We start from the raw sequence: 25,596 nt of genomic DNA on the forward strand, positions 1-25,596 counted from the left end.
GTGCAGATAGGGCGGTGGAGAGGCTCAGCCTGCCCGCAGCCGGTACAGGCCCGCGCCATGCGGCGGCAGCGCCTGGTCGAAACGGCCCTTGGTCTTGCCAAGCGACGCACCGCTCCACAAATCGGTCACGCCGACCTCACCTGTCAGCCCCAGGTCACGGAGCGCCAAGCCCACATCCTTGGGTTTGTCGCCGGTGTTGAACAGCGCCAGATAGCGGTCGCCGGGCGCGCCCTCGGGTTTGGCGGACCAGATCCTCGCGCCGTCCTGAACGAAATGCGGCTGGTTGTCGGTCGAGGCCTGGTTGACCGCGATGACCGCGCGGTTGGTCAGCAGCGCCAGCGTCGCGGCGTCGAGATAGCGCAGGTCGCCGCCCATGATCAGCGGCGAGCGCGCGATCGACCACAGGGTCATCAACGTGCGCTGTTCGTCGGGCGTGAACTTGGTGTCGCGCTTGCCCAGCGCCAGCCGACCGAGCGGCAGCATGTCGGCATCGGGCCAGGAGCCCGGCCCGCGATAGGGCGTCCAGTTCTCCAGCCGGGTGAACTGCGCCTCCAGCATCGCCCATTCGTCCCAGAAATCGTCCGAGATGCGCCACATCTGCGCGAAGCGGCGGACATGCGGGCCACGGATCACCGGCGTTTCGCCGGGCGACAGGCTGAGGATGATCGGGCGGCCGCTGTTCCGGATCGCCTGGTGCGCCGCCTCGATCTCGGGCGCATGCGCATCATAGGGGCGGCTCATATCGTCCATCTTGACGAAATCGACGCCCCAGGACGCATAGAGCGCGAACACGCTGTCATAATAGGCCTGCGCCCCGGGCCTGGTCATGTCGACGCCGTACATGTCCGGGTTCCAGGTGCAGATGCTGCTGGTATCGGCAATGTCGGCGGCGCGGTAGCGGGTGCCCAGGATCGGCAGGTTCTTCTTCACCGCCAGCCGGGGGATGCCGCGCATCAGGTGGATGCCGAACTTCATGCCCATCGCATGAACGTCCGCCGCCAATCGGGTGAAACCCGATCCGTCCGCGCTGGACGGAAAGCGGTTGGGCGCGGGGATCAACCGGCCATGGCCGTCCATCGCAGGCACCGGCGCGGCGTTGTAGGTGTAGCTGGACGCCTCGGGCTCATACCATTGGATGTCGACGGTGAAGACGTCATAGCCGAAGGGCAGCAGCCTGGCCCGCATGATCGCGGCGGTTTCGCGCGCCTGGGCCTCGGTGATGGTGGTCGCAAAGCTGTTCCAGCTGTTCCAGCCCATGGGCGGGCGGGGGGCCAGCGTGGCGGAACGTTCCGCCGCCGCCTGCGACCCGCCCAGCGCCAGTCCGCCGGTGATCGCCGCGCCGCCGGCCCCCATGCTCGCCAACGCCTGTCGACGGCTGATCCCGCCCCCGGTCTTGCTCATCCATCCGCTCCCATTTTCTTGGCGGACAGGTCTAGGCGGTGTCACGCGGATGGCAAGGCGGCCCGGGGATTATATGTCTGACAATCGAATGCCGACCGGAAACGCCCCAAAGAGGCGCAAGCCCCGGATATCCGGGGAACGGATTCTCGCAGCACCTCCCGCTGTGGCAAATTGAAGCCGTCATCGTTACGCTAGACGCGGCGGCGGACCGGCTGCCATCCCGGATCGGCAAGGATGAGCGATCGATGCACGGACGACATGTCGAGTTCCAGGTCAGTCACGAGCTGCTCCAGGCGACGATGGATTCGTCGACCGACATGATCCAGGTGTTCGAGGCGATCCGCGACGAGGCAGGCCGTATCGTCGATTTCCGCTGGGTGCTGAACAACCATACGTCCGAACGCAAATATGGCGAGGTGCGCGGCGAAAGCCTGTTGCAGCGCAATCCCGGCGTCGTGGAGGAAGGCATTTTCGACGCCTTTTGCCGTGTGACCGAAACCGGCCTGCCCGAACAGGCCGAACATCATTATGTCCATGAACAGTTCGACGGCTGGTTCTTCCAGACCGTCGTGAAGCTGGGCGACGGGGTCGCCACCACGACACGCGACATCACCGAATGGAAGGAATCGCAGGCCGAAATCGTGCGGCTTCGCGAAGAGGTGGTCCAGGTCAAGCTGGCCGAAACCGAGGGGCATCTGGCGGCGATCTTCGCCACCGCGCCGATCGGCCTGTCGGTCCTGTCGCTCGACGGGCGGTTCCTGCGCGTGAATGACGAGTTGTGCCGCATCCTGGGCCGCACGCGCGAGGCGGTGCTGGACCTTCGCTTACCCGATGTGACCTATCCGGACGACCTGCCGCCCAGCCTGGTGGCGATCGAGGGGGCTTTGTCCACCGGACGCCCGGCGATGCTCGACAAACGCTATTGCCGCCCCGATGGTACGCTGGTCTGGGCGAGCAGTACGCTGTCGATACTGCCCAAGGCGGATGGGCAGCCCGACCGGCTGCTGGTCGTGACCGCCGACCTGTCCGAACGGCGCAAGGCGGGTGACGCGTTGCGCCGGAGCGAGGCGTTGCAGCGCGTGCTGATCGCCGAGTTGCAGCATCGTACCAGCAACCTGCTGGGGGTGGTCCGCTCGATCGCGGAGAATACGGCGCGAAGCTCGACCAGCCTGCCCGATTTCCGGGCGCGGTTCGACGACCGCCTCGACGCGCTGTCGCGGGTCCAGGCGCTGTTGTCGCGGTTGAACGAGCGGGACCGGGTGACCTTCGACGGGCTGCTCCATGCCGAGCTGGTCGCGATGGACGGACATAGCGACGCGGTGACGCTGGACGGTCCGATGGGGGTGCGACTGCGTTCCTCGACGGTCCATACGCTGGCCATGGCGATCCACGAACTGGCGACCAATGCCATGAAATATGGCGCGCTGGGGCAGGGCGGCGGGCGGCTGGCGATCCGTTGGAGGCTGGAGGCGGAGGGGCCTGACGGCAAGCCCTGGCTGCATATCGACTGGCGTGAAAGCGGGGTGCGGATGCCATCCGAGGAAAGCTGGCCCACGGGCACGGGGCAGGGGCGTGAGCTGATCGAGCGCGCGCTCCCCTACCAGCTGGGCGCACGGACGACCTACAAGCTGGGCGAGGACGGCGTGCATTGCACCATCGCCATCCCGGTGTCGGCCACGGTCGGACTGGACGAATGCCGTTCGGGGGAAGGGAACGACGCCTCCGCCAAGGCATAGGTCAGGCGGACAGGCTGCGATCCTCGGCAAGCGTCAGGCACAGATCGGCACGGGCGGGCATCTCGGTCCAGATATGGCGGGTCAGTCGCTCATAATGGCTGACGAAACGGGCGAGGCGTGCATCGTCCATCACGCCCGCCCCGGCACCGTGCGCGCGGCGTAATGCGTCCTCCTGCTGGGTGCGCCAGCGCAGGACGGTGGGCCAATCCGGCGGCATCATCAGCACCAGCGTATCGATGGCGGCAAACAGGCGGGGATAGTCGGTCGCCAGCGCGGCGTTCGCATGCCGTCGCCAAATCCCGTCGGCGTCCTCCAATGCTTCCAGCGTGTTGACCGGCGCGGCCAGCTCGGCCTCGTCCTGCGGCCGTGCGCCCACACACCAGCCCTCGAAGATCAGCAATCGGCACGATTCCGGCGCGCAGGGCCATGCCGCTTGCGGTGCGCGGTCGTCGATCGCCTTGTCGAAGCGCGGCAGGGCAACGGCCTCGCCCCGGATGATCGCCGCGATCGTCTCCACGCCCAGCGTCACGTCATGGGTGCCCGGCACCCCGCGCGTCGCGAACAGCGGATGCACGTCGCGCGCCAGTCTTTGCCGCTCGGCGCGGGTAAGGTAGAGATCGTCGAGCGACAGGATCGCGCTGCGCTCGACCTGCGCGGCCAGCCGCGCGGCCACGGTCGACTTGCCGCTTCCCTGTGCGCCGCACAGCCCCAGGATCAGCGGCGGGTCGCCGGACCGCCACCGCGCCAGCCGATCCGCGACCAGCGCCGCGATAGGCGTTTCAGGCGACACGATCGGCCGGTTCCTCGCCGCGGGCAAAGGCGGCGAGATTGGCCGCTGCGCGCATCCCCATCGCGGTCCGCGCCTCGATCGTCGCGCTGCCCAGATGCGGCAGCAGGACGGCACGCGGATGCGCCAGCAGGCCCGGATGCACCGTGGGTTCATGTTCGTAGACGTCCAGCCCGACGCCGCCGATCCGCCCCTCATCCAGCGCCTCGACCAGCGCATCTTCGTCGATCACCGGCCCGCGCGCGGTATTCACGACGATCGCGTTCGGCTTCATCCGGGCCAGGAGGGCGGCGTCGACCATGTGGCGTGTCTCCTTGCCGCCAGGGACGTGCAGCGACAGGACATCGCATTCGGTCGCCAGCGCCTCGAGCGATTCCGCCCGCGTGGCGTCGAGCGAGCGTTCCACCTCGGACGCGGCGGCGGAGCGGCTGGCATAGCGGACCCGCATCCCCAACCCGCGCGCCTTCACCGCCGTCGCCTGCGCGATGCGGCCGAAACCGACCAGCCCCAGCGTCTTGCCCGACAGCCCCTGTCCGATCAGGTGCGAGGGGCGCCAGCCGGTCCATGTGCCGCTGCGCAATTCGCGCTCCCCTTCGCCCGCCCGGCGCGCGGTCATCAGCATCAGGAGGATCGCGATCTCCGCCGTCGCCTCGGTCAACACATCGGGGGTGTTGGTCACGACCAGCCCGACGGCGCGCGCGGCGGCCAGATCGATATGATCGACCCCGGCTCCGTAATTGGCGAGGATGCGGACCCGGCGGCCGGGCGTCGCGATCAGATCGGCATCGATCCGGTCGGTGATCGTCGGCATCCAGGCATCATATCCGGTCATCGCCCTGGCCAGCGCGTCGCGGTCCAGCAGCCGGTCATCGGTGCTGAGCGTCGTGTCCCAGCTTTCGGACAAATGCCGCTCGACCTGATCCGGCAGGCGGCGGGTCACGAGCAATTTGAGCCTGTCCGTCATGATGATCGCGCCTCCGCCGCCTTGTTCGTGCTCCGCCTGCCCGATCAGGCGCTGGCGAGCATCGCCGCCATTTGCGCGGCATGGGGCCGCCAGTCGACGCCGCGCGCCTCCAGCCACGCATCGTCATAATAGGTGCAGCCATATCGCTCGCCCCCGTCGCAGAGCAACGTGACGATCGAGCCGCGCTCCCCCGCCGCCGCCATCTCGGCGATCAGCGTGGCGCAGGCGATCAGGTTGGTGCCGGTCGAGCCGCCGACCCGCCGTCCCAGCCGCGCCGAAAGCGCCCGCATCGCACCGATGCTGGCGGCATCCTCGACCGCGATCATCCGGTCGATGACGGAGGGGATGAAGCTGGGTTCGACGCGCGGTCGCCCGATCCCTTCGATGCAACTGCCGCAACCCTCGGGCAGCGACAGGGCCTGGCGGTCGGCAAAGTGTCGGTGGAAGACCGAATGCACCGGATCCGCGACGCACAGCCGGGTGCCGTGCCGCTGATAGGCGATATACCGCCCGATCGTCGCCGAGGTGCCGCCGGTTCCCGCGCCGCAGACGATCCAGTCGGGAACGGGATATTCCTCCGCCGACATCTGCGCAAAGATGCTCTCGGCGATATTGTTGTTGCCGCGCCAGTCGGTCGCCCGCTCGGCATAGGTGAACTGGTCGAGATAATGGCCGCCCGTCTCCGCCGCGAGGGCGTTGGAGACGTCGTAGACGGTGCGCGGATCGTCGACCGTATGAATTTCTCCGCCGTGGAAACGGATCGCATCCAGCTTGGGCGCGGCGGTCGAGGCGGGGACCACCGCGATGAAACGCAGGCCCAGCATCTTGGCGAAATAGGCCTCGCTCACCGCCGTCGAGCCGGAGGAGGACTCGATCACGCAGGTATCCGGCCCGATCCAGCCATTGCACAGCGCGTACAGGAACAAGGACCGCGCCAGCCGGTGTTTCAGGCTGCCGGTCGGATGGCTGCTCTCGTCCTTCAGATAGAGCGTGATGCCCGGATAGCGGGGCAGGTCGACGCGGATCAGATGCGTGTCGGCCGAACGGTTATAGTCCGCCTCGATCCGCCTGATGGCTTCCATGCGCCACGCGCACAGATCGGCCTTGCTCCGCTCGACAGTCATGCTTGCCCCCTTCGTCCCCATCGCGCGGCTCATAGTCCCGAATGGCCGGTTTGGGAAAGATGGCACGCCCACGCCGCCGCTTGCGGGGCCGGATGGCTTGGCCCATGCTGGCGTCATGATCGCCTCTCGCCGCTCTGTCCTCGCCGCCGGTTTCGCTCTGGTTGCGGCCCCCACCCTCGCCGGCGCGGCGGAAACGACGCCGCGCCTCCGCCGCCTGTCGCCAGGGCTCGATCATATGATCGCGCCGGGCACCGAGCCGGAGGTGATCGCGACCGGCATACGCTGGGCGGAGGGACCGGTCTGGGTGCCGGGCGGCGGTTGCCTGCTGTTTTCCGATCCGCCCGCCAATATCGTGCGCCGCTGGCAGCGCGGACGCGGCGTATCGGTGGTGCTGAACCCGTCCGGCGCGGGCGGCACCGACCCCGCGCTGGTCCGCGAACCCGGCGCCAATGGGCTGGCGCTGGATGCCAGGGGCGCGCTCCTGATCGCCAATAGCGGCGGGCGGAGCCTCGACCGGGTGGACCTGAAGACCGGTCGCCGCACCGTGCTGGCCGATCGTCATGCGGGCAAACGCTTCAACAGCCCCAACGACCTGCACGTCGCGAAGGACGGTACGATCTGGTTCACCGATCCGCCTTACGGCTTCAAGGACGGCGACCAGTCGCCGCTGAAGGAACAGACGGTCAACGGTGTCTATCGGCGGCGGCCCGACGGTATGGTGGACCTGATCGACGGCACGCTGACCCGCCCCAACGGCATCGCGCTGTCACCCGATGAGCGGCGGCTTTACGTCTCGGTGTCGGACGAGGCGGCACCCGCGATCATGGTCTATGACGTCGATGCGCGCGGGCAGGTCGGCCATCGCCGGATGCTGCTCGATGCGCGCGCGATGCTGGCGGCCGGAGGGGCTGGCCTGCCCGACGGGATGAAGGTCGCGCGCGACGGCACGCTGGTCTGCTCCGTCCCCGGCGGCATGATGCTGATGACGCCGGAGGCCGAGCCGCTGGGGCTGGTCGAGCAGGGGGCGCCCATCGCCAATTGCGCGTTCGGCGAAGCGGGCCGCGCGCTGTTCATGGCGGCGAACGACCGCATCCTGCGCCTTGCATTGCGTCCAGGCTGGCAGGGCTGATCGCCATATCGGGTATAGGCAGGAAAAAAGCATCGCGCCGTGCTGCAGGCGCGGTGAGCGCGGTAGCGCTAATGAAAGCGGGCTATTAGGGAAGGGTGCCATGGCGTAGTTCGCCCGCCTGACCGGGTGCCACGCAAGGGGCTTCGCCGTCACGCTGCGTGGCGGCGTCACGCATAGGGAGACGGATCGATGAAGTTGTTGCGCTATGGCGAAATGGGGCGCGAGCGCGCCGGGCTGCTGGACGAACAGGGTCGCATCCGTGCGCTGCCCGAGGCGCTGGGCGATCTGGCGGGCGACCGGCTGACGCCGCAGGGCCTGGCGGAGATCGCCGCGCTCGATCCCGAAACGCTGCCGCTGGTCGAGGGCCATCCGCGCCTGGGCAGTTGCGTCGCGCGTCCCGGCAAGTTCATCTGCATCGGCCTGAACTATCGCGCGCACGCCGCCGAGAGCAACCTGCCCATTCCGGCCGAGCCCGTCGTGTTCGGCAAGTGGAGCAGTGCTGTCGTCGGCCCGAACGACGATGTCGAAATTCCGCGCGGTTCGGAAAAGACCGACTGGGAAGTCGAACTGGGCGTCGTGATCGGCACGCGCGGCCGTTACCTGACGGAAGCCGAGGCGCTGTCGCATGTCGCGGGCTATTGCGTGGTGCATGACGTGTCGGAACGTGCGTTCCAGATGGAGCGCGGCGGCACCTGGGACAAGGGCAAGGGCTGCGACACGTTCGGCCCGACCGGCCCGTGGTTGGTCACGGCGGATGAAGTGGGCGATCCGCAGAATTTGCGCCTGTGGCTGGAGGTCGACGGCAAGCGCTATCAGGACAGCAGCACCGCCGACATGATCTTCACCGTGGCCGAGCTGGTGTCGTACGTCAGCCAGTTCTGCACGCTGGAGCCGGGCGACATCATCTCGACCGGCACGCCCGAAGGCGTCGGCCTGGGCCAGAAGCCGCCAGTCTATCTGCGCGCGGGCCAGACGGTGAAGCTGGGCGTGGAAAAGCTGGGCGAGCAGACGCAGCGCATGGTCGCAGCGGGTTGAGCCGGATCACCCCTCCCCTGAAGGGGAGGGGCTCATGGCCCATCAATCCTCGGCGTCGATCTCGCTGTCGACGCTGTCCATGAAGTCGCGCGCGGCCTCGCGGTCTTCTTCGTCGTCAAAGGCTTCGTCGATATCGGGGGCGACACCGATCATATAGGCCAGGCACCACAGCGCGAAGCGGCGGCCGCCGTCGCGCTCCAGCCCGAACTGCACGCGCAGGCGGTCAATCCCCGCGCCGAGCTGTTCGGGGGAGAGGTCGGCAATCTCTTCGGTGCCGAAGAAGCGGACGAGCAACTGGTCGAAATCCATGGCTGTCCATAGCCGACCAGCCGCCCGTTCCCAAGCCTCAGTTGCCCGACTGGATCCGGTCGCCCGCCGCCCGCTGCTCGGCGGCGCGCTTCGTCAGGTTCTTCAGCGTCTCGTCGAACTTGCCCTCGCGCTCGGCCATGCGGAACGGACGCACCTGATCGACCAGCACTTCCGATGGCGTCGGCGTTTGCGCGAATTGCGCGGCGACCGCATCGGCGAATTCTTCAAGCGGAACATAGCCCGGACGATGCGCCTGCCCCGGCGTCAGGTCGGTCTGCACGCCCGGCGGGGCCAGCTCGATCACCTCGACCTTGCCCTCCAACTGGGTGCGCAGCGACACGGTGTAGGAATGGATCGCCGCCTTGGTCGCCGAATAGGTGGGGGCCGCGACCAGGGGCACGAAGGCCAGCCCAGAGGTCACGTTGACGATCGCGGCGTCGCTCTGCCCGACCAGATGGTCGATCAACGCATTGGTCAGCCGGATCGGACCCAGGATGTTGGTGGTCAGCGTCGCCTCGGCATCGGCCAGGTCGCGGTGCCCGGTCAAATCCTCGAACTTCATGATGCCCGCATTGTTGAACAGCACGTTCAGTGCGGGGAAGTCCGCGACGATCGTCTTGGCGAAGGCGTCGACCGCCGCGGCATCCTCGACATCCAGCGTGACGACATGGATGCGCTCGCGCCCTTCCGCCGCCTTCTCCAGCGCCTCGCGCCGCCGCCCGGCGATGATGACGGTGTCGCCGCGATCATGGAAGCGGTGCGCCAGCGCCTCGCCGATACCGCTGCCGCCGCCCGTCATCAGGATCGTATTGCCGCTGGTCTTCATCGATGCGTCTCCGGGTCGGGTGGAATGATCCTCCGCACAATGATCGCCACCGGCTTTCGTTCACGCCGCGCCGCCGGTGATCCGATGCACGATGTCGCTGATCGCATTTCGGTCGAGCGGTGCGGGGTCGATCGAGTTGTGGATGCCGATCCCCTCGACCAGCGCATCGAGCGCGCGGGCGGTCAGCGGATCGAAGAACCGCTCCAGCGCGGTGCGGCTGTTGTTCATCCACCCCTGCATGACGGTCGAGACCGAGGGGTGGCGCGCGGCAAAGGCGTAGAGTTCGTAACTCAGCAGCAGCGTGCGCGGTTCGGCCCAGACGGATCCTGCGATGATGTCGATGATCGCCTCACATGCGTCGTCGCGGCTTCGGGCCTGCGCCATGCGTGCGGCAAAGGCATGCGACGATTCCTCCGCCAGTAGCGTGAAGGCGTCGGTCAGCAATGCCTCCAGCGAGGTGAAATAATAGGTGACCGAGCCGAGCGGCACCCCCGCCGCCGCCGCGATCCGGCGATGGGTGGTGGCGGGCACGCCCTGTTCCGCGATCACCGTCAGCGTGGCGGCGATGATACGTTGCCGACGCTCCGGGTCGTTTCGTCTCGCAGATCGGTCGGCCATGCAAAAACTCCGTTGCATCGAATATGTACAAATGTACACATACTGTCGGGACAGGGCAGCAAATGCCCTGCCGTAGCGCGGAACAGGAAAAGAAGAACCATGGACGAATCGCAACTGTCGCGCCGTATGATCCTGGGCAGTGCGGTCGCATTGAGCGTGCCGCAAATGGCGACGGCGGCGGGGGCTCCGCTCGGGACGGCCGTGCTGGGGCGAAAGGACGGGGTCTGGCTGAATGCCCCCAAGGTCTGGCGGGCGGAGGCGGATGGCGACCTGGTGATGACCACCGATCGCGGCACCGATTTCTGGCGCGAGACCCATTATGGCTTCACCCGCGACAGCGGCCATTTCCTGGGCTTCCCAACCGGCGATGCCTTTACCGCGCAGCTTCGTATCCGGGGCCGCTATGACAGGCTGTACGATCAGGCGGGGATCATGGTGCGGATCGACGAACGGCGCTGGGTCAAGGCGGGGATCGAGCTGTCCGATGGCCGTGCGATGCTGAGCAGCGTGCTGACCGACGGCCGTTCGGACTGGGCGACCGGCCCCTATGAAGGTGATGCGACCGATTTCTGGATGCGCGCGACGGTCGCCAAGGGCGTGCTGCGCCTGCAGGTGTCGGCGGATGGCACGCACTGGCCGCTGGTTCGGCTGGCGCCGTTTCCGGTCGCGCCCCGCTACCGGGTCGGGCCGATGGCCTGCACGCCCGAGCGGGAAGGGCTGGAGGTGCGATTCTCCGACCTGCGCATCACCGCGCCGCTCGGCAAAGACCTGCACGATCTGAGCTGAGCATGACCAGTCAGAAACAGAATATGCTGGCGGGCAAATTGTACATCGCCGACGATCCCGAGCTGGCGGCGGATGCCGCCCGCGCGGCGGCGTGGATGGTCCGCTACAATGGTTCGCTTGGCCAGGATGCCGCCGATCGGCACGCACTGCTCGCCGAAGGGCTGGGGCAGGTGGGGGCGGGGGCGGTGGTCCGGCCGCCCTTCCACTGCGACTATGGCTATAACATCATGCTGGGCGAGCGGGTGTTCCTGAACTTTGCCTGCGTGATCCTGGACGTGGCACGGGTCGAGATCGGCGCGGGGACGCAGATCGGGCCGGGTGTGCAGATCCTGACCGCCGACCATCCGCGCGATCCGGCGCTGCGGGCACAGGGATGGGAGTGCGGGCGGCCGATCCGCATCGGCGCCAATGTCTGGATCGGCGGGGCTGCGCTGATCCTGCCGGGGGTGACGATCGGCGAGGATGCCATCATCGGCGCGGGCAGCGTGGTGACGCGCGACGTGCCGCCGGGGCAGACGGTGGCCGGCAATCCGGCGCGTGCCCTCGCGCGATGACGGCACCCGACACCACGCTGCGGGGCAAGCCGCATTTCGAGGTGCTGGACGGCCTTCGCGGCACGGCGGCGCTGCTGGTGGTGGCGTTCCATATCCAGGGCATCACCGTGTTGTTCGAGGCGGATCGGCTGTTGCTGCCCCATGCCTATCTGGCGGTGGACTTCTTTTTCGCGCTGTCGGGTTTCGTCGTCGGCTATGCCTATGACGATCGCTGGTCGCGGATGAGTGTCAGGGGCTTTCTGGCGCGGCGGCTGGTCCGGCTGCATCCGCTGGTGGTGCTGGGCGCGATCCTGGGACTGGTCAGTTATTTGGGCGATCCCTTTGCCGGGGGGCGGCAGGATGCGTCGCTATGGCTGGTCGGGCTGGCCTTTGTCGCGGCGCTGTTCGCCTTGCCCTCGGCCCCGCTGCCCAACCGGCTGGGGGACAGTCATCCGCTCAACGCACCCGCCTGGACGCTGTTGCAGGAATATATCGCCAATCTGGCCTATGCGCTGGTGTTGCGCCGCTTGGGGCTGCGGGCGTTGATCGCATTGGCGGGGCTGGCCGCGCTTGCCTCGGCGGCGACGGCGCTGACGCTGGGGTCCTATGATACCGGCTGGGGGCTGCACAATTTCTGGGGCGCGCCGGTGCGGCTGGCCTATCCCTTTCTGGCCGGACTGATCCTCTACCGGCTGGGCGATCGCTTGCCGCGCCTCCGACCGGGCTTTCTGCCACTCAGCCTGATCCTGATGCTGTTGTTCGCCGCGCCGGTGTGGCCGGAGGTCGGCGGGGTGAAGTGGAACGGCGTCTATCAGGCGGTCTGCGTGCTGATCCTGTTCCCGCTGATCCTGATCGCCGGGCGGCATTCGGCGGGCAGCGCCACCACGCTGCGCCTGTGCAAGGCGGCGGGGCGGCTGTCCTATCCGCTGTACATCACCCATTATCCGTTCGTGTATGTCTATATGAACTGGGTAGCGACCGGCCCGGCCTCGGCCAGCCGGACGGCGCTGGTCGCGGTCTCGCTCTATATGCTCACGCTGGTCTTCGCTGCGGCGGCGTGGCGTTTCTGGGATGTGCCGATCCGCACCCGCCTGCTCGCCCGGTTGGGTCGGTCGGCATGACGGCGGCTTGCGCCACGGGCGCCGCCACAACAGGTCGGTCAGCGATCATGACTGGTGAGACCCCTCCACCAGCCTCGCTGGTCCCCCTCCGCTTGCCGGGGAGGAATGAAGGCGACGCGCTCTGAATGTCGATCAGGCCCACTTGCAGGCCAATCAAAATTCCAATGTTTCGTGATCTCCACCGCATTCATCGAACTTCGCGACATATCGCCGAAGTGGTGACCCCTACGAGAATCGAACTCGTGTTTTCGCCGTGAGAGGGCGACGTCCTAACCGCTAGACGAAGGGGCCATGCAGTGGAGGGGCGCTATTAGCGGTGGTGCGTTGGGGCGTCAAGCGCCTCCCCACCGAAACTTTGACAAAAGTGAAAAGGGCGGGGCGACATGATGTCGTCCCGCCCTTTCCCGGTGTCGATCAGGCGGCGTCCTTGCGACGCTCGGCCATTTCCTCGTTCAGCATTTCGGCGAGCAGGAAGGCCAGCTCCAGGCTCTGGCCCGCATTGAGGCGCGGGTCGCAATGCGTGTGGTAGCGGTCGGCCAGCGACTGCTCGGTCACGTCGATCGCACCGCCGGTGCATTCGGTGACGTTCTGGCCGGTCATCTCGGCATGGATGCCGCCCGCATGGGTGCCCTCGGCGCGGTGTACGGCGAAGAAGCCGCGCACCTCGGCCAGGATGCGCTCGAAGGGGCGCGTCTTGTAGCCGGTCGCCGCCTTGATCGTGTTGCCATGCATCGGGTCGCACGACCAGACCACCGGATGCCCCTCGCGCGTGACGGCGCGGACCAGCTTGGGCAGATGCGCCTCGATCTTGTCATGGCCGTAGCGGGTGATGAGCGTCATGCGGCCGGGCACGCGACCGGGGTTCAGCGTGTCGAGCATCCGCAGCAGCGCCTCGGGCTCCAGGCTTGGTCCGCACTTCACGCCGATCGGGTTGCCGATGCCGCGCAGGAACTCGACATGCGACGAACCCTCGAACCGGGTGCGGTCGCCGATCCACAGGAAATGGGCCGAGGTGTCGTACCAGTCGCCGGTCAGCGAGTCCTGCCGGGTCAGCGCCTGCTCATAGGGCAGCAACAGCGCCTCGTGGCTGGTGTAGAAGCTGGTCTGCGCCAATTGCGGAACCGACGCCGGATCGATGCCGCACGCCGCCATGAAGTCGAGCGCCTCGCCGATGCGGTCGGCCATCTCGCTATATTTCTGCGCCCAGGGGCTGCGGCCCATGAAGTCATGGGTCCACCGATGGACCTGGTGCAGGTTCGCATAGCCCCCTTGCGCGAAGGCGCGCAGCAGGTTCAGCGTCGCCGCCGACTGCGCATAGGAGCGCAGCATCCGCTGGGGATCGGGAATGCGCGCTTCGGGGGTGAAGGCGATGTCGTTGACATTGTCGCCGCGATAGCTGGGCAGCTCGACGCCGCCGACGACCTCGGTATCGGCCGAGCGCGGCTTGGCGAACTGGCCCGCCATGCGGCCCAGCTTCACCACCGGCAGCTTCGAGGCCCAGGTCAGGACGACCGCCATCTGGAGGATGACGCGGAAGGTGTCGCGGATATTGTTGGCGCTATGCTCGGCAAAGCTCTCGGCGCAGTCGCCGCCCTGGAGCAGGAAACCGCGACCCGCCGCCACTTCGGCCAGCTCGGCGGTCAGGCTGCGCGCCTCGCCCGCAAAGACCAGCGGAGGATAGGCGGCCAGCGTCTTGGTCGCGGCGTCCAGCGCATTCTGGTCGGGATAGCGGGGAAGCTGGCGCGCTTCGGCGTTGGTCCAGCTGTCGGGGGCCCAGTTCGCGGCCATGATCGTCCTGCTCTTTCGTCTTCTTTGGTTTCGACCATCGCCCATGCGCCGATTCGACCCCATACGCAATGAAGTTGGCGTTTGATGCCCCCAAGTCGCGTGCTTTGTTGCGCCTGATACGAGTTTGCGCCGAACGGTGGCCGATTGCGGCGACCGGCTTTGCGGATTGGGGACAGAGGCGGTAGCGAAGGCGCAATGTCGCGTGCCTCCATCCTGTCCTCGGCGGTCGTCGCCCTGTCCGCCTTCCTGCTGTCGGTGCCGGACCAGGCGCCCGCCGCACCTTTGGTCTCGGTCGAGAAGACCGACGACACCGCCTTGTTCGGGGCGATGCGCGACGCCGATCTGCGGCTGGCGACGATCGCGTGGAAGCTGGCGACGGCGAATGCGGCGATCTGCCCCGACCGGGCGCCGACTCCCGGCATCGTGATCCATGCGATCGACCATTACGATCCGGGGGTGCGCAAGCAACTGCCCGCGCTTTTCGGCTTCGAGGGACCGGTCGCGGTCGAGGCGGTGGTGCCGGGCAGCGCGGCGGCCAAGGCCGGGGTGCAGGCGAACGACACGATCGAGGCGGTCGACGGCAAGCCTTTCACGGTCAATCCGGCGGGCGCGTCGCAGGCGAACACCGCGACGCGCGATGCCGCACAGCGCCAGATCGCCGCCGAGCCCGCCGACCGGCCGCTACGCCTGACCCTGCTGCGCCATGGGCAGAAACGCGACGTCACGGTCGCGGCGCAGCCCGGCTGCCGGTCGCGCTTCGAGATGTTGATGGGGCCGGGGCTGACCGCATCGGCGGACGGCGATATCGTCCAGATCGGCTCGCGCTTCTTCGAGCGGTTCGACGACCGGATGATCGCGGTCGTCGTTGCGCACGAATTCTCGCACAACATCCTGCACCATCGCGACCGGCTGGACGCGGCGGGGGTGAAGCGCGGCATCCTGTCGGAGTTCGGGCGCAACGGGCGGCTGTTCCGCCAGACCGAGACCGAGGCCGATCTGCTGGGCGTCATCCTGATGCGCAATGCGGGTTACGATCCGCAGGATGCGGTTCGCTTCTGGCGTGAGCATGGCGGCGAGGTCGATGGCGGTATCTTCCGCAGCCGGACGCACCCATCCTCCTCGGCGCGGGCCGATGCCGTCGCGGCCGAAATCGCGGCCATCCCGGCAGGCGCGCCGACGCCCTACCGCCCGCCGCTGCTCGACCGGGCAGGGGCCGCATTACAATAGGTTGTAACGGTAGGCGCTTAACCAACCGTTTGTAGTTGGCGGCGTATTCCCGATCGAAATCGCGGGCATGACGGCCCGCCGTGTCGGGAATCGCCATGCTCTCATCCTTGCCCATACCGAAGAAGATCGGTTTGTCCTTCGCCCTCGTGATGATGACGGTGTTCATCATGATCGGCGTCTTGTGGTGGGCCTTTGCGCGCATCCAGACGACGACGGCGGAAAGCAGCCACGCCCAGGACATCTACGGCGCTACGTTGGAGATGGAGGGCGGGGTCCAGCGCGAGAACAGCCAGATGCGCGGCTTCCTGATCACGTTGGACGAAGCCTATCTGAAGCAGTATTTCGAGTCGCGCGCGACCGAGACTCAGGCGGCCGCCAGGCTCGATACGCTGCTGGCAAACGACCCCAAGGCCCGCGCGGAGGTCGCCCGGTCGCATGAGCACATGCAGGAATGGCGTCGCACCATCGGCGATCCGCTGATCCGACGCAGCCGTACCGATCGCGACGGTGCGCAGGCATGGCTTCGCGAGAATAGCGCGCGGGTTCGGGTTACCACGGTGCTCCAGGCGCTGCGCGATGTGCGGGCGCAGACTGTCGAGCAGTTGAAGGACGTCCGCACGGCGCGAAAGTCGGCGCTGCTGACCGGCCAGTGGAGCCTGGCCATCGGGGCGGTGATGATGATCGGCGTCGCGGCGGCGATGGCGCTGCTGTTGTCGCGGGCGCTGGGGCGGCCGATCGTCCGGCTGACCGGGATCATGGAAGAGCTGTCGCAGGGGCGTAACGATATCGCCATTCCCGACGCCGATCGCGGCGACGAACTGGGCAGCATGTCGCGCGCCGTCGTCGTCTTCCGCGACGCGGCCATCGCCAAGGCACGGGCGGATGCCGAGCAGGATGAGGTGGTCGACCGGATCGGCGGCGCGCTGGGTCGGTTGGCCGACTCGGACCTGACGGCGCGGCTCTCGGGCTTCCCGCCTTCCTATGCGGCGATCGAGCGTGACTTCAACACGGCGGTCTCGCGCCTGTCGGGCTCGCTGAGCGCGGTGCGGGTCAACGCCGCCGGGATCGGCAGCGGGGTGGTGGAGATGAACGAAGCGGCCGACGACCTCGCGCGCCGTGCCGAGCAGCAGGCGGCGAGCATCGAGGAAACCTCGGCCGCGATGAACGAGATCGCCCAGTCGGTGACGGCCGCCGCGACCAAGGCGCAGTCGGCCGAGGGCATCGTCCGCAAGGCGAGCAGCGACGTCGCCAATAGCGAGGCGATCGTCCGCCGCACCGTGTCGGCCATCGGCGACATCGAACGTTCGTCCAACGAAATTGCCGAGATCATCGCGGTGATCGACGGCCTGTCCTTCCAGACGAACCTGCTGGCGCTGAACGCAGGCGTCGAGGCGGCGCGGGCGGGCGATGCGGGCAAGGGCTTTGCCGTCGTCGCCTCCGAAGTGCGTGCGCTCGCCGAACGCTCGGCCGAGGCGGCGCGCGACATCAGCGCGCGGATCACGACCACGGTCGAGCGGGTGCGCAGCGGCGTGGAACTGGCCAACAAGACCGACGAGTCGCTGCGCCTGATCGCGACCGGCATGCAGGACATTACGGGGCTGGTCGAATCGATCGCGGGCGGGGCCTCCGAACAGGCGACCAGTATCCACCAGGTGAATCTGGCGATCAACGACATGGACGGCGTGACCCAGGCCAATGCCGCCATGGTGGAGGAGGTGACCGCCGCCGTCCGCGCGCTGTCCGCCGAAACCCGTGCGCTGGAGGAGCAGGTCAACCGCTTCCGCGTCGACGCAACGGCGATGGCCCCGGCCGTGCCGATCGTACCCGTGCGCCGCGCGGCGGCTCCGACCCCCGCGCCGGTGCGGCGTGTGTCGAGCGCGGTCCAGGGCAATCTGGCCGTGAAGCATGATGACGATGACTGGAGCAGCTTCTAGAGTTGAAAGCGATCAGCATTGCACGGTTTTAGCCCCTCCCCTTCAGGGGAGGGGTGAGCAGAGTTGATCGTTTTCGGCTCTAGAGAATGATGACATGGGATCGCACCAAGCCTAGCCCCTCCCCTTCAGGGGAGGGGTTGGGGTGGGGCATCGCCACAGGCCCCGCGTTTGCGGAAACGCCCGCCCCCCTGCCCCCCTGAAGGGGAGGGGTGGATCAAGCTGATGGCATCCCGCTCTGATTGCGCACTACCGTCGCCGCATGGCTCTGGAACGGATCGACATTCAGCCATGCCCCTCTTCCCTCGCCGCTCATAGAGGAGAGAGGGAAGGGCGGACAGGACGGCCTGCACGCTGATCCAGTCTGGAAGGCCCGCAATCCCACCCGGCGGATTGCGGGCCTTTTTGCATTTCGGCGCGGGGCAGGGGCCTCATGCGGCGCGGGGATTGTAAGTCGCCTCGCACCGGCGCAAGCGGCGACCATGGATATTCCCCAACGTTATGCCGATTTCATCCAGTGGATCGGCGACGGCACCGGCATGGCCGACAGCCTGTTGCACGTCCATGCGGGCATGGCGGTGCTGTTCCTGGCGCGCATCCTGACCCGCAAGTCGCTGGCCACGCCGATCCCGCTCGCCTGCGTCGCGCTGGCCGAGGCGGGGAACGAGATCCTCGACCGGCTGCATTACGGATCGTGGCGCTGGACCGATACGCTGGGCGACATCGCCAACACGATGTTCTGGCCAACCGTGCTGTTCATCGGCCTGCGGATGCGATCCCCGCGCGGACGGCGCTGAACCGGCGAAGGGCTCAACCCTCCGGCAGCACGGGCTTCCAGTCCCAGCCCAGCGGATCGCCGTCCATCACCTCGACTCCTGCGGCGAGCAGCATGTCGCGAATCGCATCGCTCCTGGCAAAGTTCTTGTCCGCCCGCGCCGCGCGCCGCTCGACCAGTTGCGCCTCGATATCCGACTCGCCCAGCGTGGCGGTCTTGGGCCGGGTGCGCAGGTCGGCGCGGGTCAGCGTCGACAGCTGCAATCCCAGCGTCGCGTCGAAGTCCACCAGCGCCGCGAGTCGCACGCCCGGTGACAGCTTCTTGTCACCCAGCATCTCGTCCAGCACCGGCAGCGCGCGCGGGGTCGCCAGATCGTCCGACAGCGCCACGTCCAGCCGCTCGCGATAGGAGGCCGCATCGCCCTTTTCCGGCGCATCGGCGCGGGTGCGGAGCCCCTCGACCGTCTGGACCAGTCGCTTCAATCGCACCTGCGCGGCGGCCAGCCCGTCCCAGCCGAACTCCATCTCCGACCGATAATGCGCCTGCAGGCACATCAGGCGATAGGCGAGCGGGTGGAAACCGCGATCCATCAGCGCCTGCAGCGTCAGGAACTCGCCCGACGACTTCGACATCTTGCCGGTCCGGTCGACCAAAAAGTTGTTGTGCATCCAGATATTGGCGCCGCTGTCGGGCGTGCAGCTATGCGCCTGGTTCTGCGCGATCTCGTTCGGGTGGTGGATCTCGCGGTGGTCGATGCCGCCGGTATGGATGTCGAACTGCGCACCCAGATACTGTTTGCTCATCACCGAGCATTCCAGATGCCAGCCCGGCGCGCCCGGACCCCAGGGGCTGTCCCATTCCATCTGGCGCTGCTCACCCGGCGCGGAGGCGCGCCAGATGGCGAAGTCGGCCGGATGCCGCTTGCCCGCGACCGGATCGATCCGGCTCTCACCCTCGTCCTCCTGATGCCGGGCGAGGCGGCCATAGTCGGGCACGGTCGTCACGTCGAAATACAGGCCGTCCGGCAGGCGGTAGCAATGCTTCGATTCGATCGCCTTGGCGAAGTCGATCATCTGGGGGACATGCTCGGTCGCCAGCGGAAAGCGGGTCGGCTCGGCGATGCCGAGATCCTTCAGATTGCGCTTGAAGGCGTCGGTATAATGCCTGGCGATAGCCCAGATGTCCTGGCCGCTCTTCCTGGCAGCCGCCTCCATCTTGTCGTCGCCCGCATCGGCGTCGGAGGTCAGATGGCCGACATCGGTGATGTTGATGATATGGGTCAGCGGCCAGCCCTTCCACCGCAGCACGCGCGACAGCGTGTCGGTGAAGACATAGGCGCGCAGATTGCCGATATGCGCATAGTTATAGACCGTCGGTCCGCAGGAATAGACGCGCACATTGGCCGGATCGATCGGCCGGAACGGCTCGGGTGCGCGGGTCAGGCTGTTGTACAGGATCAGCGGAGTGGCGGGTGCGGTCATGGCGCTTGCCTTAGCCATGTCGGCTCTTGCCCGAAAGAGGCCCCGGTCCGGCGGGTACCGGAACCGGGGCTGACGCGGTGACAGGGGAGGCACCGTGTCGATCGTTCGCGGGCCTGGAAGGCCCGCGAACATGTCAGGGTGCCCGGCATACGGGAGTTAGCCGGACAGCGCCGCTTCTAGGGCGCGCGGGATCACCGCAGCATGGCCGCCACATGACAAGCGCGTTCATATCCGGCATTTCGGGGCCAAGCAGAGGACGCCGTGCGGCAGAGCGATTTGCGATCCAACGGGTTGTAATCGGGCGACCACGCTGCTAGGAGCGCCCGACGATGCGGCCACAGTTGTTCTGCGGCCGCTTTATCCTGTTTTGCCGGAGCAATTCGTTTTTATGCAGATCATCGTTCGCGACAACAATGTGGATCAGGCCCTTCGCGCGCTCAAGAAGAAGCTGCAGCGGGAAGGCGTGTATCGCGAAATGAAGCTCCGTCGCCATTACGAGAAGCCCTCGGAAAAGCGCGCTCGTGAGCGTGCTGCGGCGGTGCGTCGTGCCCGCAAGCTGGAGCGCAAGCGCGCCGAGCGCGACGGCGCACGGTAAGCGTCTCGCCGGGTGGCGCCATGGCCCTTTCGCATCCGGCGGAGGGCGTGGCGCAGCCCGGCACCGGCCGAATCGCATGAGGCGAATCGGCCAGCGCTTCGAGCGCCGCATCCCCTGAACGCCCACGCACAGAGCGAGAAACAGGCATGTCCGTAACCGCTGTTCCCCTTCGTCCCGTCCGGCGTTCCTATCTGGTCTGGATATGGGTTGCGGTGGTGGCGGCTGTCGTCGTTGCCGCCTTGTTGGCGCGTCAGGGTGATGCCGCTTTGGTGCGCGAGGCGCGTGGCGCTGGCGTCACGACGACCGCTTCGGGTCTTCAGTACAAGGTGATCCAGCCTGGTCAGGGCGGGGCGCACCCGACCGCGACCGATGTGGCGCTGGTCAACTATACGGGTCGCCTGATCGACGGCACCGTCTTCGATGCCTCGAAGCAGCCGACCCCGATGCCGCTGTCGAGCGTGCTGCCCGGCTTCGCCGAAGCGCTGAAGCTGATGCCCAAGGGTTCGAAGTACCGTTTCTGGCTGCCCGCCAAGCTTGGCTATGGTGACCATGCGAACGGCCCGATCCCGGCCAATTCGGAACTGGTGTTCGACGTCGAGATGATCGACTTCATTCCCGAATCGGTCCTGCGGCAGATGCAGGCGCAGCAGTCGATGATGGGCGGCGCCGGTGGCCCTGGCGGGATGCCCGGCGGTGCTCCCGGCGCACCGTCGCCCCGCTAAGGCGCGATCAAACCAAGCATTTCCGATCGGATCGAGATCGCCGGAGCCCCACAGGGTTCCGGCGATTTTGCTTTTGCGGGATCGGAACGGCGCGGCGGATCGGTTCGCCGGAGTACGGCATGGCCTGCCTGGCATCGCGGCTGGCCCAGGGCGTGGAAAGATCGTTCGCCGCTGGTGGGTTTTTTCGATCCTTTGTCGCTTATGGCGATCTGTAAAGGGCAGCCCTTCTTTCCCCACATGCCCCATCCCGGCAAGGGCCGGGCCAGTTGCCGAGCGGTTGGAGGCCATCCTCCGCCGATTCGCCTATTTTTCTGAGGATGGTCACATCCGTCCCTGGCCTTCAGCCGGGCAGGGGTGTTTCCATATAGCCAGCGCTGCCGGGGAAGCTCTACCCCAACCCCTCCCCTGAATGGGGAGAGGCTTGCTACCATCAAGACCGGGCATCGCACTCCAAGGACGCCAACGGATGACTGGGGGCTCGCAGGGCGGGCTGGTGAGGGAGTATGATTGGCGATACCCTCAATGCTTCTTTGGCCCAGCCAGATGCAGTTCCGCGCCTAATGACCGATGTGGGTGGGCCATGGCTTATGGATAAGCGTCGTGCCACCTATGGGGCGCTCCTGGGCCATGCATGCACTCAGATATAAGCTGATCTCTAACGAGCCTTGCTGGAGTTGAAAGCGATCAGCATTGCACGGTTTTAGCCCCTTCCCTTCAGGGGAGGGGTTGGGGTGGGGCATCGCCATGGGCGTTTCGCTTGCGGAAGCGCCCCAGCCCCGGCCCCTCCCCTGAAGGGGAGGGGTAAGCAGAGTTGATCGTTTTCGACTCTAGCCCATGGGCAAAGCCATCCGGCGTTGAATGCATACGCCAAGGCCGATCGCCGGTCAGAGAGAGCTTTGATCGTAGCTACAGCCCGATCATCGCCACCGAGGGCTTATCTTCCTGATAGGGCGAACGAACACCATCTTTGCCAGACAAAAAAATAGCGGCCCGAAGGCCGCTATTCCTTTCAGCCGTAAGGCTGAAGCAACTTAGTTGCTGTCGGCCGAATCGTCCGAGTCGGCGACCACAACGATGCCGGCAACGACGGCAGCAGCCGCCAGGACGGCGACGAGGATGCCACCGCCGGCCAGGCCGTTCTTCTTGGCGGCCGGAGCCGACGCGCGGACCGACTTCGAAACCGAAAGGCTGGCAGCCGGGTTCGCAGCCATTGCCGGAGCAACGGTCATCGAAACGGCGGCAGCGGCGACGAGAAACTTCCCAAGACGCATGTCTAACTCCCTTAATAATGTCAGTAGGGCCATGGCACGCACGCCGTCCCAAGGCAACCCCACCAACGAGTATGGGACAGTTATGCTCCCACACTGATGCGGCAATGCAACATTACTTTACCGCTTTGCAGTCATACGTTGCTTTGCCGTCCAACGGAATGCCCCGACAAACGTTTCGCCTCGGTAAAGAGACGTCAGGTGGAAAAAATCTGCTGCACTTGGTCCTCAAGCATAAGGGCGGTCAGCCGGTCGCTGTGATAGGCCCCGGTATCGATTCCGATGCGGTGCGGCAGAATTTCGGCCTCTTGCGCGACCGTGTGGCCATGTACGACCATCTTCTCCAGGGGGGCGCGGTGATCCAGGAAGGGGTCGCGAATCCAGCGTGTTTCCGCCAGCTTTTGCTCGGCGATCGGGATGCCGGGGCGGACGCCCGCATGGACGAAGGCATAGTCCCCCAGGACCATGATTTCCTTGAGGTTGGACAGGAACAACTGGTGCTCGTGTGGCACGATGGCCTTCAGCCGTTCGGCGACCTCGGCATAGTCGAGCCGCTCATAATCCTCACTCGAGATGCCGTAGCTGAGCATCGTCTCGCGCCCGCCGATTCGGCAGAACAGACGCAACGCCTTGTCGTCGCCGTCGATGGCGCGCAGGAAAATCTCCTCGTGGTTGCCCATCAGGCAATGGACATGGCGATCGTCCGCGCTGAGCTGGCGGATGCGCTCGACCACGCCAGCCGAATCGGGGCCGCGATCGACGAGATCGCCCAGGAAGATGATGTGGCGTTCGGCGGGCGGCCGGGCCGCGTGATCCGCCTCGATCCGGGTCAGGATGGCGTCGAGCAGGTCCAGCCGACCATGGATATCGCCAACGGCATAGACCCGCAGACCGGGGACCATGGCGGGTACGAAATCAGGAACGCGCTTTCGTAGATTCAACAGCTTGGCAAGCATGGATGGTCTGATATCCGCTAAGGGCGGTTGTGCTTAGTCCCGACCGTGCCCCCGTGCAATGCGACATGGGCGTCAGCTTTGGTCGGGCCAGAGCCCGCGCGTGTCCAGGACGGTCTTGCCCCGACGCTCGTCGAGCGGCACCGATCGGAAGATGTCGTGATCCACCAGAACGATCATCGCCTCGCAAGTTTCCAGTGCGGTGTCGATATCGATCAGCTGCGCACCCGTGCCGTCGAACGCGCGGGGCAGGGTGGTGGCATAGGGCTCGACGATATGGACGCGTTCGCCGAACCGGGCGGCGAGCGCGGCGGCGACCTTCAGCGCGGGGCTTTCGCGGAAGTCGTCGATATTGGCCTTGAAGGCGAGGCCGAGACAGGCGACCGGCCCGTCCTGCGCCTCGATCATCGCGGCGGCGCGCGCGATGACATGGTCGGTCTTGCCGTCATTCACCTCGCGCGCGGTGCGGATCAGCGGCGTGTTGGCGGGGTCGGCGGCGACCAGGAACCAGGGATCGACCGCGATGCAGTGGCCGCCGACGCCGGGGCCGGGCGACAGGATGTTGACGCGCGGGTGGCGGTTGGCGAGCCGGATCACCTCCCACACATCGACGCCCAGCGTATCGGCCACCAGGCTTAGCTCGTTGGCAAAGGCGATGTTGACGTCGCGAAATGCGTTCTCGGTCAGCTTGGTCATCTCTGCCGCGCGTGCGGTGGTGGTGACGCAGGCGCCGCGCACGAAGCGCCGGTAAAAGGCCAGCGCCTTGCGGGCACAGCGCGGCGTGATGCCGCCGATGACCCGGTCATTGTCGATCAGCTCGACCAGGATCCGGCCCGGCAGCACGCGTTCGGGACAATAGGCGATGGCGAGATCGGCCTGCTCGCCGGGCCGGGTGGCGCCCGGCAGCTTCAGGTCGGGCCGTTCGCGCGCGATCAGGTCGCGGACCTGCTCGGTCGTGCCGACGGGCGACGTCGACTCTAGGATCACCGTGTCGCCGGTCTTCAGCACCGGCGCGATCGCGCGCGCGGCGTCGAGCACATAGGTGATGTCCGGCTGGCGGTCGTCGGTAAAGGGGGTCGGCACCGCGATGACGAAGATATCGGCCGGGGCGACGGTCAGCGAGGCCTTCAGGTTGCCGCGCGCGACCACGCCCGATACCAGGCCGTCCAGATCGACCTCCTCGATATGCACGCGACCCGAATTGATCGTCTCGACGACCGACGGGGTGACGTCGACGCCGGTCACCATCGCGCCGGTCCGCGCGATGATCGCGGCAGTGGGCAGGCCTATATAGCCCAGCCCCATCACCGTGACCGAGAGTTCAGAGTCCAAGGGCATGGGTCATGATCCTGTTGATCCGCTCGGCGGTATCGCCTGCACCGAACGGATTGTGCGCGCGCGCCATGGCGGCATAACGGTCTGCGTCGTCGAGCAACGCAAAGACTTCCTGAGTGATCCGGTCCTCGTCGGTGCCGATCAGCCGGGCCGTACCCGCCGCCACGCCTTCGGGGCGTTCGGTCGTCTCGCGCATGACGAGCACCGGCTTGCCGAGCGCGGGCGCTTCCTCCTGCACGCCGCCCGAGTCGGTCAGCACGATATGCGCGGCGTCCAGCGCGCGGACGAAGTGCGGATAGTCGAGCGGTGCGATCCGCGCGATGGCGGGATGATCGCCCAGCACCGAGTCCATCACCGCCACGACATTGGGATTGGGGTGTACGGGGAAGAGGATGCCGACATCCTCGCGCTCCGCGATCCGGCGCAGCGCACGGGCGATCGCGGTCATGCCGTCGCCGAAATTCTCGCGCCGGTGGGTCGTGACCAGCAGGATCCGCTTGCCCTCCAACCGCGCCAGCACGGGATCCAGGCCCGCCGCCAGCGCCGGATCGGCGGCGATCCGCGCCCGGGTCCAGTGGAGCGCGTCGATCACGCTGTTGCCGGTCACATGGACCCGCGCCGGATCGATCCCCTCGGCGCGCAGGGCGGCCGCCGCCGTTTCGGTCGGCGCAAAGTGCAAGGCCGCGATGGGGGCGATCATGCGCCGGTTCACCTCTTCGGGCCATGGCTGATAGATATCGCCCGAGCGCAGGCCCGCCTCGACATGGGCGACGGGGACCTTGCGGTAATAGGCGGCCAGCGCCCCGGCCATGGCAGTGGCGGTATCGCCCTGGACGACGACCATGGCGGGACGCTCGCTATCCATCACCTCGCCCAGCCCGGTCAGCAGCCGCGCGGTCAGCCGGTCGAGCGACTGGCCCGGTTCCATCAGGTCCAGATCATGATCGGGCGTCAGGCCAGCGATGCTGAGCACCTGATCCAGCATCCCGCGATGCTGGGCGGTCACGCAGACCCGGACCGGCACCGCATTCGATGCGTGCAACGCCGTGATGATGGGAAACAGCTTTATCGCCTCCGGCCGTGTGCCGAAGACGATCAGGATAGGAGTGGGGAGTGGCGGACGCGTCATCGGGGCGGTGTAACCTGTCGATT

General features: G+C 66.9%; 24 protein-coding genes and 1 tRNA gene. 11 read left to right on the top strand and 14 right to left on the bottom strand.

From position 1 onward, the window contains the following. Nucleotides 1-24: 24 nt before the first annotated feature. The gene (locus BSZ14_RS08560) at nt 25-1,401 is read right to left on the bottom strand and encodes a glycoside hydrolase family 27 protein (protein WP_076710608.1); all 1,377 of its coding nucleotides are present in this window, start codon (nt 1,399-1,401) and stop codon (nt 25-27) included. Nucleotides 1,402-1,646: 245 nt separating this feature from the next. Here BSZ14_RS08560 and BSZ14_RS08565 point away from each other — a divergent pair, with 245 nt between their 5' ends. Then, a complete protein-coding gene (locus BSZ14_RS08565) occupies nt 1,647-3,137 on the top strand; it encodes a sensor histidine kinase (RefSeq protein WP_076710609.1) in 1,491 nt (496 codons plus the stop codon). Between the two features lies 1 nt (nt 3,138). On the opposite strand, the gene BSZ14_RS08570 is transcribed toward BSZ14_RS08565, so the two are convergent. From BSZ14_RS08570 to BSZ14_RS08580, 3 genes are read right to left on the bottom strand one after another with little or no spacing between them, the layout of a single operon-like run. Beyond that, nucleotides 3,139-3,927 (bottom strand): kinase, encoded by a 789-nt coding sequence (locus BSZ14_RS08570; protein ID WP_076710641.1) that lies wholly within the window; start codon nt 3,925-3,927, stop codon nt 3,139-3,141. Beyond that, a complete protein-coding gene (locus tag BSZ14_RS08575; RefSeq protein WP_076710640.1) occupies nt 3,917-4,888 on the bottom strand; it encodes a 2-hydroxyacid dehydrogenase in 972 nt (323 codons plus the stop codon). The genes BSZ14_RS08570 and BSZ14_RS08575 overlap by 11 nt, the downstream gene beginning before the upstream one ends. A 44-nt stretch (nt 4,889-4,932) precedes the next feature. Further along, the gene (locus BSZ14_RS08580; protein ID WP_076710642.1) at nt 4,933-6,012 is read right to left on the bottom strand and encodes a PLP-dependent cysteine synthase family protein; all 1,080 of its coding nucleotides are present in this window, start codon (nt 6,010-6,012) and stop codon (nt 4,933-4,935) included. A gap of 115 nt (nt 6,013-6,127) precedes the next feature. On the opposite strand from BSZ14_RS08580, the gene BSZ14_RS08585 reads away from it, so the two are divergent. Both BSZ14_RS08585 and BSZ14_RS08590 read left to right on the top strand, forming a co-directional pair. Further along, complete coding sequence (locus tag BSZ14_RS08585) at nt 6,128-7,141, top strand: SMP-30/gluconolactonase/LRE family protein (protein WP_076710610.1); 1,014 nt, start codon at nt 6,128-6,130, stop codon at nt 7,139-7,141. Between the two features lie 189 nt (nt 7,142-7,330). After that, nucleotides 7,331-8,176, top strand: coding sequence for a fumarylacetoacetate hydrolase family protein (locus BSZ14_RS08590; RefSeq protein ID WP_076710611.1), 846 nt, complete (start codon nt 7,331-7,333; stop codon nt 8,174-8,176). A gap of 42 nt (nt 8,177-8,218) precedes the next feature. On the opposite strand, the gene BSZ14_RS08595 is transcribed toward BSZ14_RS08590, so the two are convergent. Genes BSZ14_RS08595 through BSZ14_RS08605 form a run of 3 tightly spaced genes read right to left on the bottom strand, consistent with a single transcriptional unit; the run spans nt 8,219 to nt 9,929 of the window. Beyond that, a complete protein-coding gene (locus tag BSZ14_RS08595; protein ID WP_076710612.1) occupies nt 8,219-8,485 on the bottom strand; it encodes a hypothetical protein in 267 nt (88 codons plus the stop codon). A 37-nt stretch (nt 8,486-8,522) separates the two neighbouring features. After that, nucleotides 8,523-9,311, bottom strand: a complete 789-nt coding sequence (locus tag BSZ14_RS08600; protein ID WP_076710613.1) for an SDR family oxidoreductase — start codon at nt 9,309-9,311, stop codon at nt 8,523-8,525. A 60-nt stretch (nt 9,312-9,371) separates the two neighbouring features. Next, nucleotides 9,372-9,929: a TetR/AcrR family transcriptional regulator gene (locus BSZ14_RS08605; protein ID WP_076710614.1), complete on the bottom strand. Its 558-nt coding sequence runs from the start codon at nt 9,927-9,929 to the stop codon at nt 9,372-9,374. Between the two features lie 99 nt (nt 9,930-10,028). Between BSZ14_RS08605 and BSZ14_RS08610 the strand changes: the two genes are divergently transcribed. From BSZ14_RS08610 to BSZ14_RS08620, 3 genes are read left to right on the top strand one after another with little or no spacing between them, the layout of a single operon-like run. Then, the gene (locus BSZ14_RS08610; protein ID WP_083748180.1) at nt 10,029-10,715 is read left to right on the top strand and encodes a DUF1349 domain-containing protein; all 687 of its coding nucleotides are present in this window, start codon (nt 10,029-10,031) and stop codon (nt 10,713-10,715) included. A gap of 2 nt (nt 10,716-10,717) precedes the next feature. Beyond that, nucleotides 10,718-11,269, top strand: coding sequence for a sugar O-acetyltransferase (locus BSZ14_RS08615; protein WP_076710615.1), 552 nt, complete (start codon nt 10,718-10,720; stop codon nt 11,267-11,269). After that, nucleotides 11,266-12,369, top strand: a complete 1,104-nt coding sequence (locus tag BSZ14_RS08620) for an acyltransferase family protein (protein ID WP_076710616.1) — start codon at nt 11,266-11,268, stop codon at nt 12,367-12,369. Before BSZ14_RS08615 ends, BSZ14_RS08620 begins: the two co-directional genes overlap by 4 nt. Before the next feature lie 216 nt (nt 12,370-12,585). Here the strand turns inward: BSZ14_RS08620 and BSZ14_RS08625 are convergent. Both BSZ14_RS08625 and BSZ14_RS08630 read right to left on the bottom strand, forming a co-directional pair. Then, nucleotides 12,586-12,660: transfer RNA gene (locus BSZ14_RS08625), tRNA-Glu, on the bottom strand. A gap of 123 nt (nt 12,661-12,783) precedes the next feature. Next, a complete protein-coding gene (locus BSZ14_RS08630; RefSeq protein WP_042490257.1) occupies nt 12,784-14,157 on the bottom strand; it encodes a class II 3-deoxy-7-phosphoheptulonate synthase in 1,374 nt (457 codons plus the stop codon). Nucleotides 14,158-14,352: 195 nt separating this feature from the next. Here BSZ14_RS08630 and BSZ14_RS08635 point away from each other — a divergent pair, with 195 nt between their 5' ends. The 3 genes from BSZ14_RS08635 to BSZ14_RS08645 all read left to right on the top strand — a co-directional run bounded on the left by BSZ14_RS08635 (nt 14,353) and on the right by BSZ14_RS08645 (nt 18,112). After that, nucleotides 14,353-15,384, top strand: coding sequence for a M48 family metallopeptidase (locus BSZ14_RS08635; protein ID WP_083748181.1), 1,032 nt, complete (start codon nt 14,353-14,355; stop codon nt 15,382-15,384). Between the two features lie 131 nt (nt 15,385-15,515). Continuing rightward, entirely contained in the window at nt 15,516-17,318 is a 1,803-nt protein-coding gene (locus BSZ14_RS08640) for a methyl-accepting chemotaxis protein (RefSeq protein WP_206744335.1), read from the top strand. Nucleotides 17,319-17,797: 479 nt separating this feature from the next. Continuing rightward, nucleotides 17,798-18,112, top strand: a complete 315-nt coding sequence (locus BSZ14_RS08645; protein ID WP_042490260.1) for a hypothetical protein — start codon at nt 17,798-17,800, stop codon at nt 18,110-18,112. Nucleotides 18,113-18,125: 13 nt separating this feature from the next. Here BSZ14_RS08645 and cysS read toward each other — a convergent pair whose 3' ends face one another. Continuing rightward, nucleotides 18,126-19,571, bottom strand: a complete 1,446-nt coding sequence (gene cysS, locus BSZ14_RS08650; protein WP_076710617.1) for a cysteine--tRNA ligase — start codon at nt 19,569-19,571, stop codon at nt 18,126-18,128. Nucleotides 19,572-19,959: 388 nt separating this feature from the next. Between cysS and rpsU the strand changes: the two genes are divergently transcribed. Together rpsU and BSZ14_RS08660 are read left to right on the top strand one after the other, a co-directional pair. Beyond that, a complete protein-coding gene (gene rpsU / locus BSZ14_RS08655; protein WP_007404630.1) occupies nt 19,960-20,166 on the top strand; it encodes a 30S ribosomal protein S21 in 207 nt (68 codons plus the stop codon). Between the two features lie 146 nt (nt 20,167-20,312). Then, the gene (locus BSZ14_RS08660; protein WP_042490265.1) at nt 20,313-20,888 is read left to right on the top strand and encodes an FKBP-type peptidyl-prolyl cis-trans isomerase; all 576 of its coding nucleotides are present in this window, start codon (nt 20,313-20,315) and stop codon (nt 20,886-20,888) included. 1,031 nt (nt 20,889-21,919) lie between these two features. Here the strand turns inward: BSZ14_RS08660 and BSZ14_RS08665 are convergent. The 4 genes from BSZ14_RS08665 to wecB all read right to left on the bottom strand — a co-directional run bounded on the left by BSZ14_RS08665 (nt 21,920) and on the right by wecB (nt 25,573). Continuing rightward, complete coding sequence (locus BSZ14_RS08665) at nt 21,920-22,159, bottom strand: hypothetical protein (protein ID WP_042490327.1); 240 nt, start codon at nt 22,157-22,159, stop codon at nt 21,920-21,922. Between the two features lie 194 nt (nt 22,160-22,353). Continuing rightward, nucleotides 22,354-23,058 carry a metallophosphoesterase family protein gene (locus BSZ14_RS08670; RefSeq protein WP_241823701.1) on the bottom strand — a complete coding sequence of 235 codons (705 nt, stop codon included), beginning with the start codon at nt 23,056-23,058 and terminating at the stop codon, nt 22,354-22,356. Nucleotides 23,059-23,184: 126 nt separating this feature from the next. Then, nucleotides 23,185-24,447 carry a UDP-N-acetyl-D-mannosamine dehydrogenase gene (wecC, locus tag BSZ14_RS08675; RefSeq protein ID WP_076710619.1) on the bottom strand — a complete coding sequence of 421 codons (1,263 nt, stop codon included), beginning with the start codon at nt 24,445-24,447 and terminating at the stop codon, nt 23,185-23,187. Continuing rightward, entirely contained in the window at nt 24,431-25,573 is a 1,143-nt protein-coding gene (wecB, locus tag BSZ14_RS08680; protein WP_076710620.1) for a non-hydrolyzing UDP-N-acetylglucosamine 2-epimerase, read from the bottom strand. Before wecB ends, wecC begins: the two co-directional genes overlap by 17 nt. Nucleotides 25,574-25,596 lie beyond the last annotated feature (23 nt).

This window comes from Sphingomonas sp. Sph1(2015) (assembly GCF_001970915.1).
Lineage (GTDB): Bacteria > Pseudomonadota > Alphaproteobacteria > Sphingomonadales > Sphingomonadaceae > Sphingomonas > Sphingomonas parapaucimobilis.

Bases quoted from the DNA above. Each gene is read 5' to 3' on its own strand.
- BSZ14_RS08620 (WP_076710616.1), top strand. From the start codon at position 11,266: ATGACGGCACCCGACACCACGCTGCGGGGCAAGCCGCATTTCGAGGTG.
- BSZ14_RS08575 (WP_076710640.1), bottom strand. From the start codon at position 4,888: ATGACGGACAGGCTCAAATTGCTCGTGACCCGCCGCCTGCCGGATCAG.
- rpsU (WP_007404630.1), top strand. From the start codon at position 19,960: ATGCAGATCATCGTTCGCGACAACAATGTGGATCAGGCCCTTCGCGCG.
- cysS (WP_076710617.1), bottom strand. From the start codon at position 19,571: ATGACCGCACCCGCCACTCCGCTGATCCTGTACAACAGCCTGACCCGC.
- wecB (WP_076710620.1), bottom strand. From the start codon at position 25,573: ATGACGCGTCCGCCACTCCCCACTCCTATCCTGATCGTCTTCGGCACA.
- wecC (WP_076710619.1), bottom strand. From the start codon at position 24,447: ATGCCCTTGGACTCTGAACTCTCGGTCACGGTGATGGGGCTGGGCTAT.
- BSZ14_RS08565 (WP_076710609.1), top strand. From the start codon at position 1,647: ATGCACGGACGACATGTCGAGTTCCAGGTCAGTCACGAGCTGCTCCAG.
- BSZ14_RS08585 (WP_076710610.1), top strand. From the start codon at position 6,128: ATGATCGCCTCTCGCCGCTCTGTCCTCGCCGCCGGTTTCGCTCTGGTT.
- BSZ14_RS08635 (WP_083748181.1), top strand. From the start codon at position 14,353: ATGTCGCGTGCCTCCATCCTGTCCTCGGCGGTCGTCGCCCTGTCCGCC.
- BSZ14_RS08645 (WP_042490260.1), top strand. From the start codon at position 17,798: ATGGATATTCCCCAACGTTATGCCGATTTCATCCAGTGGATCGGCGAC.
- BSZ14_RS08665 (WP_042490327.1), bottom strand. From the start codon at position 22,159: ATGCGTCTTGGGAAGTTTCTCGTCGCCGCTGCCGCCGTTTCGATGACC.
- BSZ14_RS08580 (WP_076710642.1), bottom strand. From the start codon at position 6,012: ATGACTGTCGAGCGGAGCAAGGCCGATCTGTGCGCGTGGCGCATGGAA.
- BSZ14_RS08630 (WP_042490257.1), bottom strand. From the start codon at position 14,157: ATGGCCGCGAACTGGGCCCCCGACAGCTGGACCAACGCCGAAGCGCGC.
- BSZ14_RS08670 (WP_241823701.1), bottom strand. From the start codon at position 23,058: ATGGTCCCCGGTCTGCGGGTCTATGCCGTTGGCGATATCCATGGTCGG.
- BSZ14_RS08610 (WP_083748180.1), top strand. From the start codon at position 10,029: ATGGACGAATCGCAACTGTCGCGCCGTATGATCCTGGGCAGTGCGGTC.
- BSZ14_RS08605 (WP_076710614.1), bottom strand. From the start codon at position 9,929: ATGGCCGACCGATCTGCGAGACGAAACGACCCGGAGCGTCGGCAACGT.
- BSZ14_RS08660 (WP_042490265.1), top strand. From the start codon at position 20,313: ATGTCCGTAACCGCTGTTCCCCTTCGTCCCGTCCGGCGTTCCTATCTG.
- BSZ14_RS08595 (WP_076710612.1), bottom strand. From the start codon at position 8,485: ATGGATTTCGACCAGTTGCTCGTCCGCTTCTTCGGCACCGAAGAGATT.
- BSZ14_RS08560 (WP_076710608.1), bottom strand. From the start codon at position 1,401: ATGAGCAAGACCGGGGGCGGGATCAGCCGTCGACAGGCGTTGGCGAGC.
- BSZ14_RS08615 (WP_076710615.1), top strand. From the start codon at position 10,718: ATGACCAGTCAGAAACAGAATATGCTGGCGGGCAAATTGTACATCGCC.
- BSZ14_RS08600 (WP_076710613.1), bottom strand. From the start codon at position 9,311: ATGAAGACCAGCGGCAATACGATCCTGATGACGGGCGGCGGCAGCGGT.
- BSZ14_RS08590 (WP_076710611.1), top strand. From the start codon at position 7,331: ATGAAGTTGTTGCGCTATGGCGAAATGGGGCGCGAGCGCGCCGGGCTG.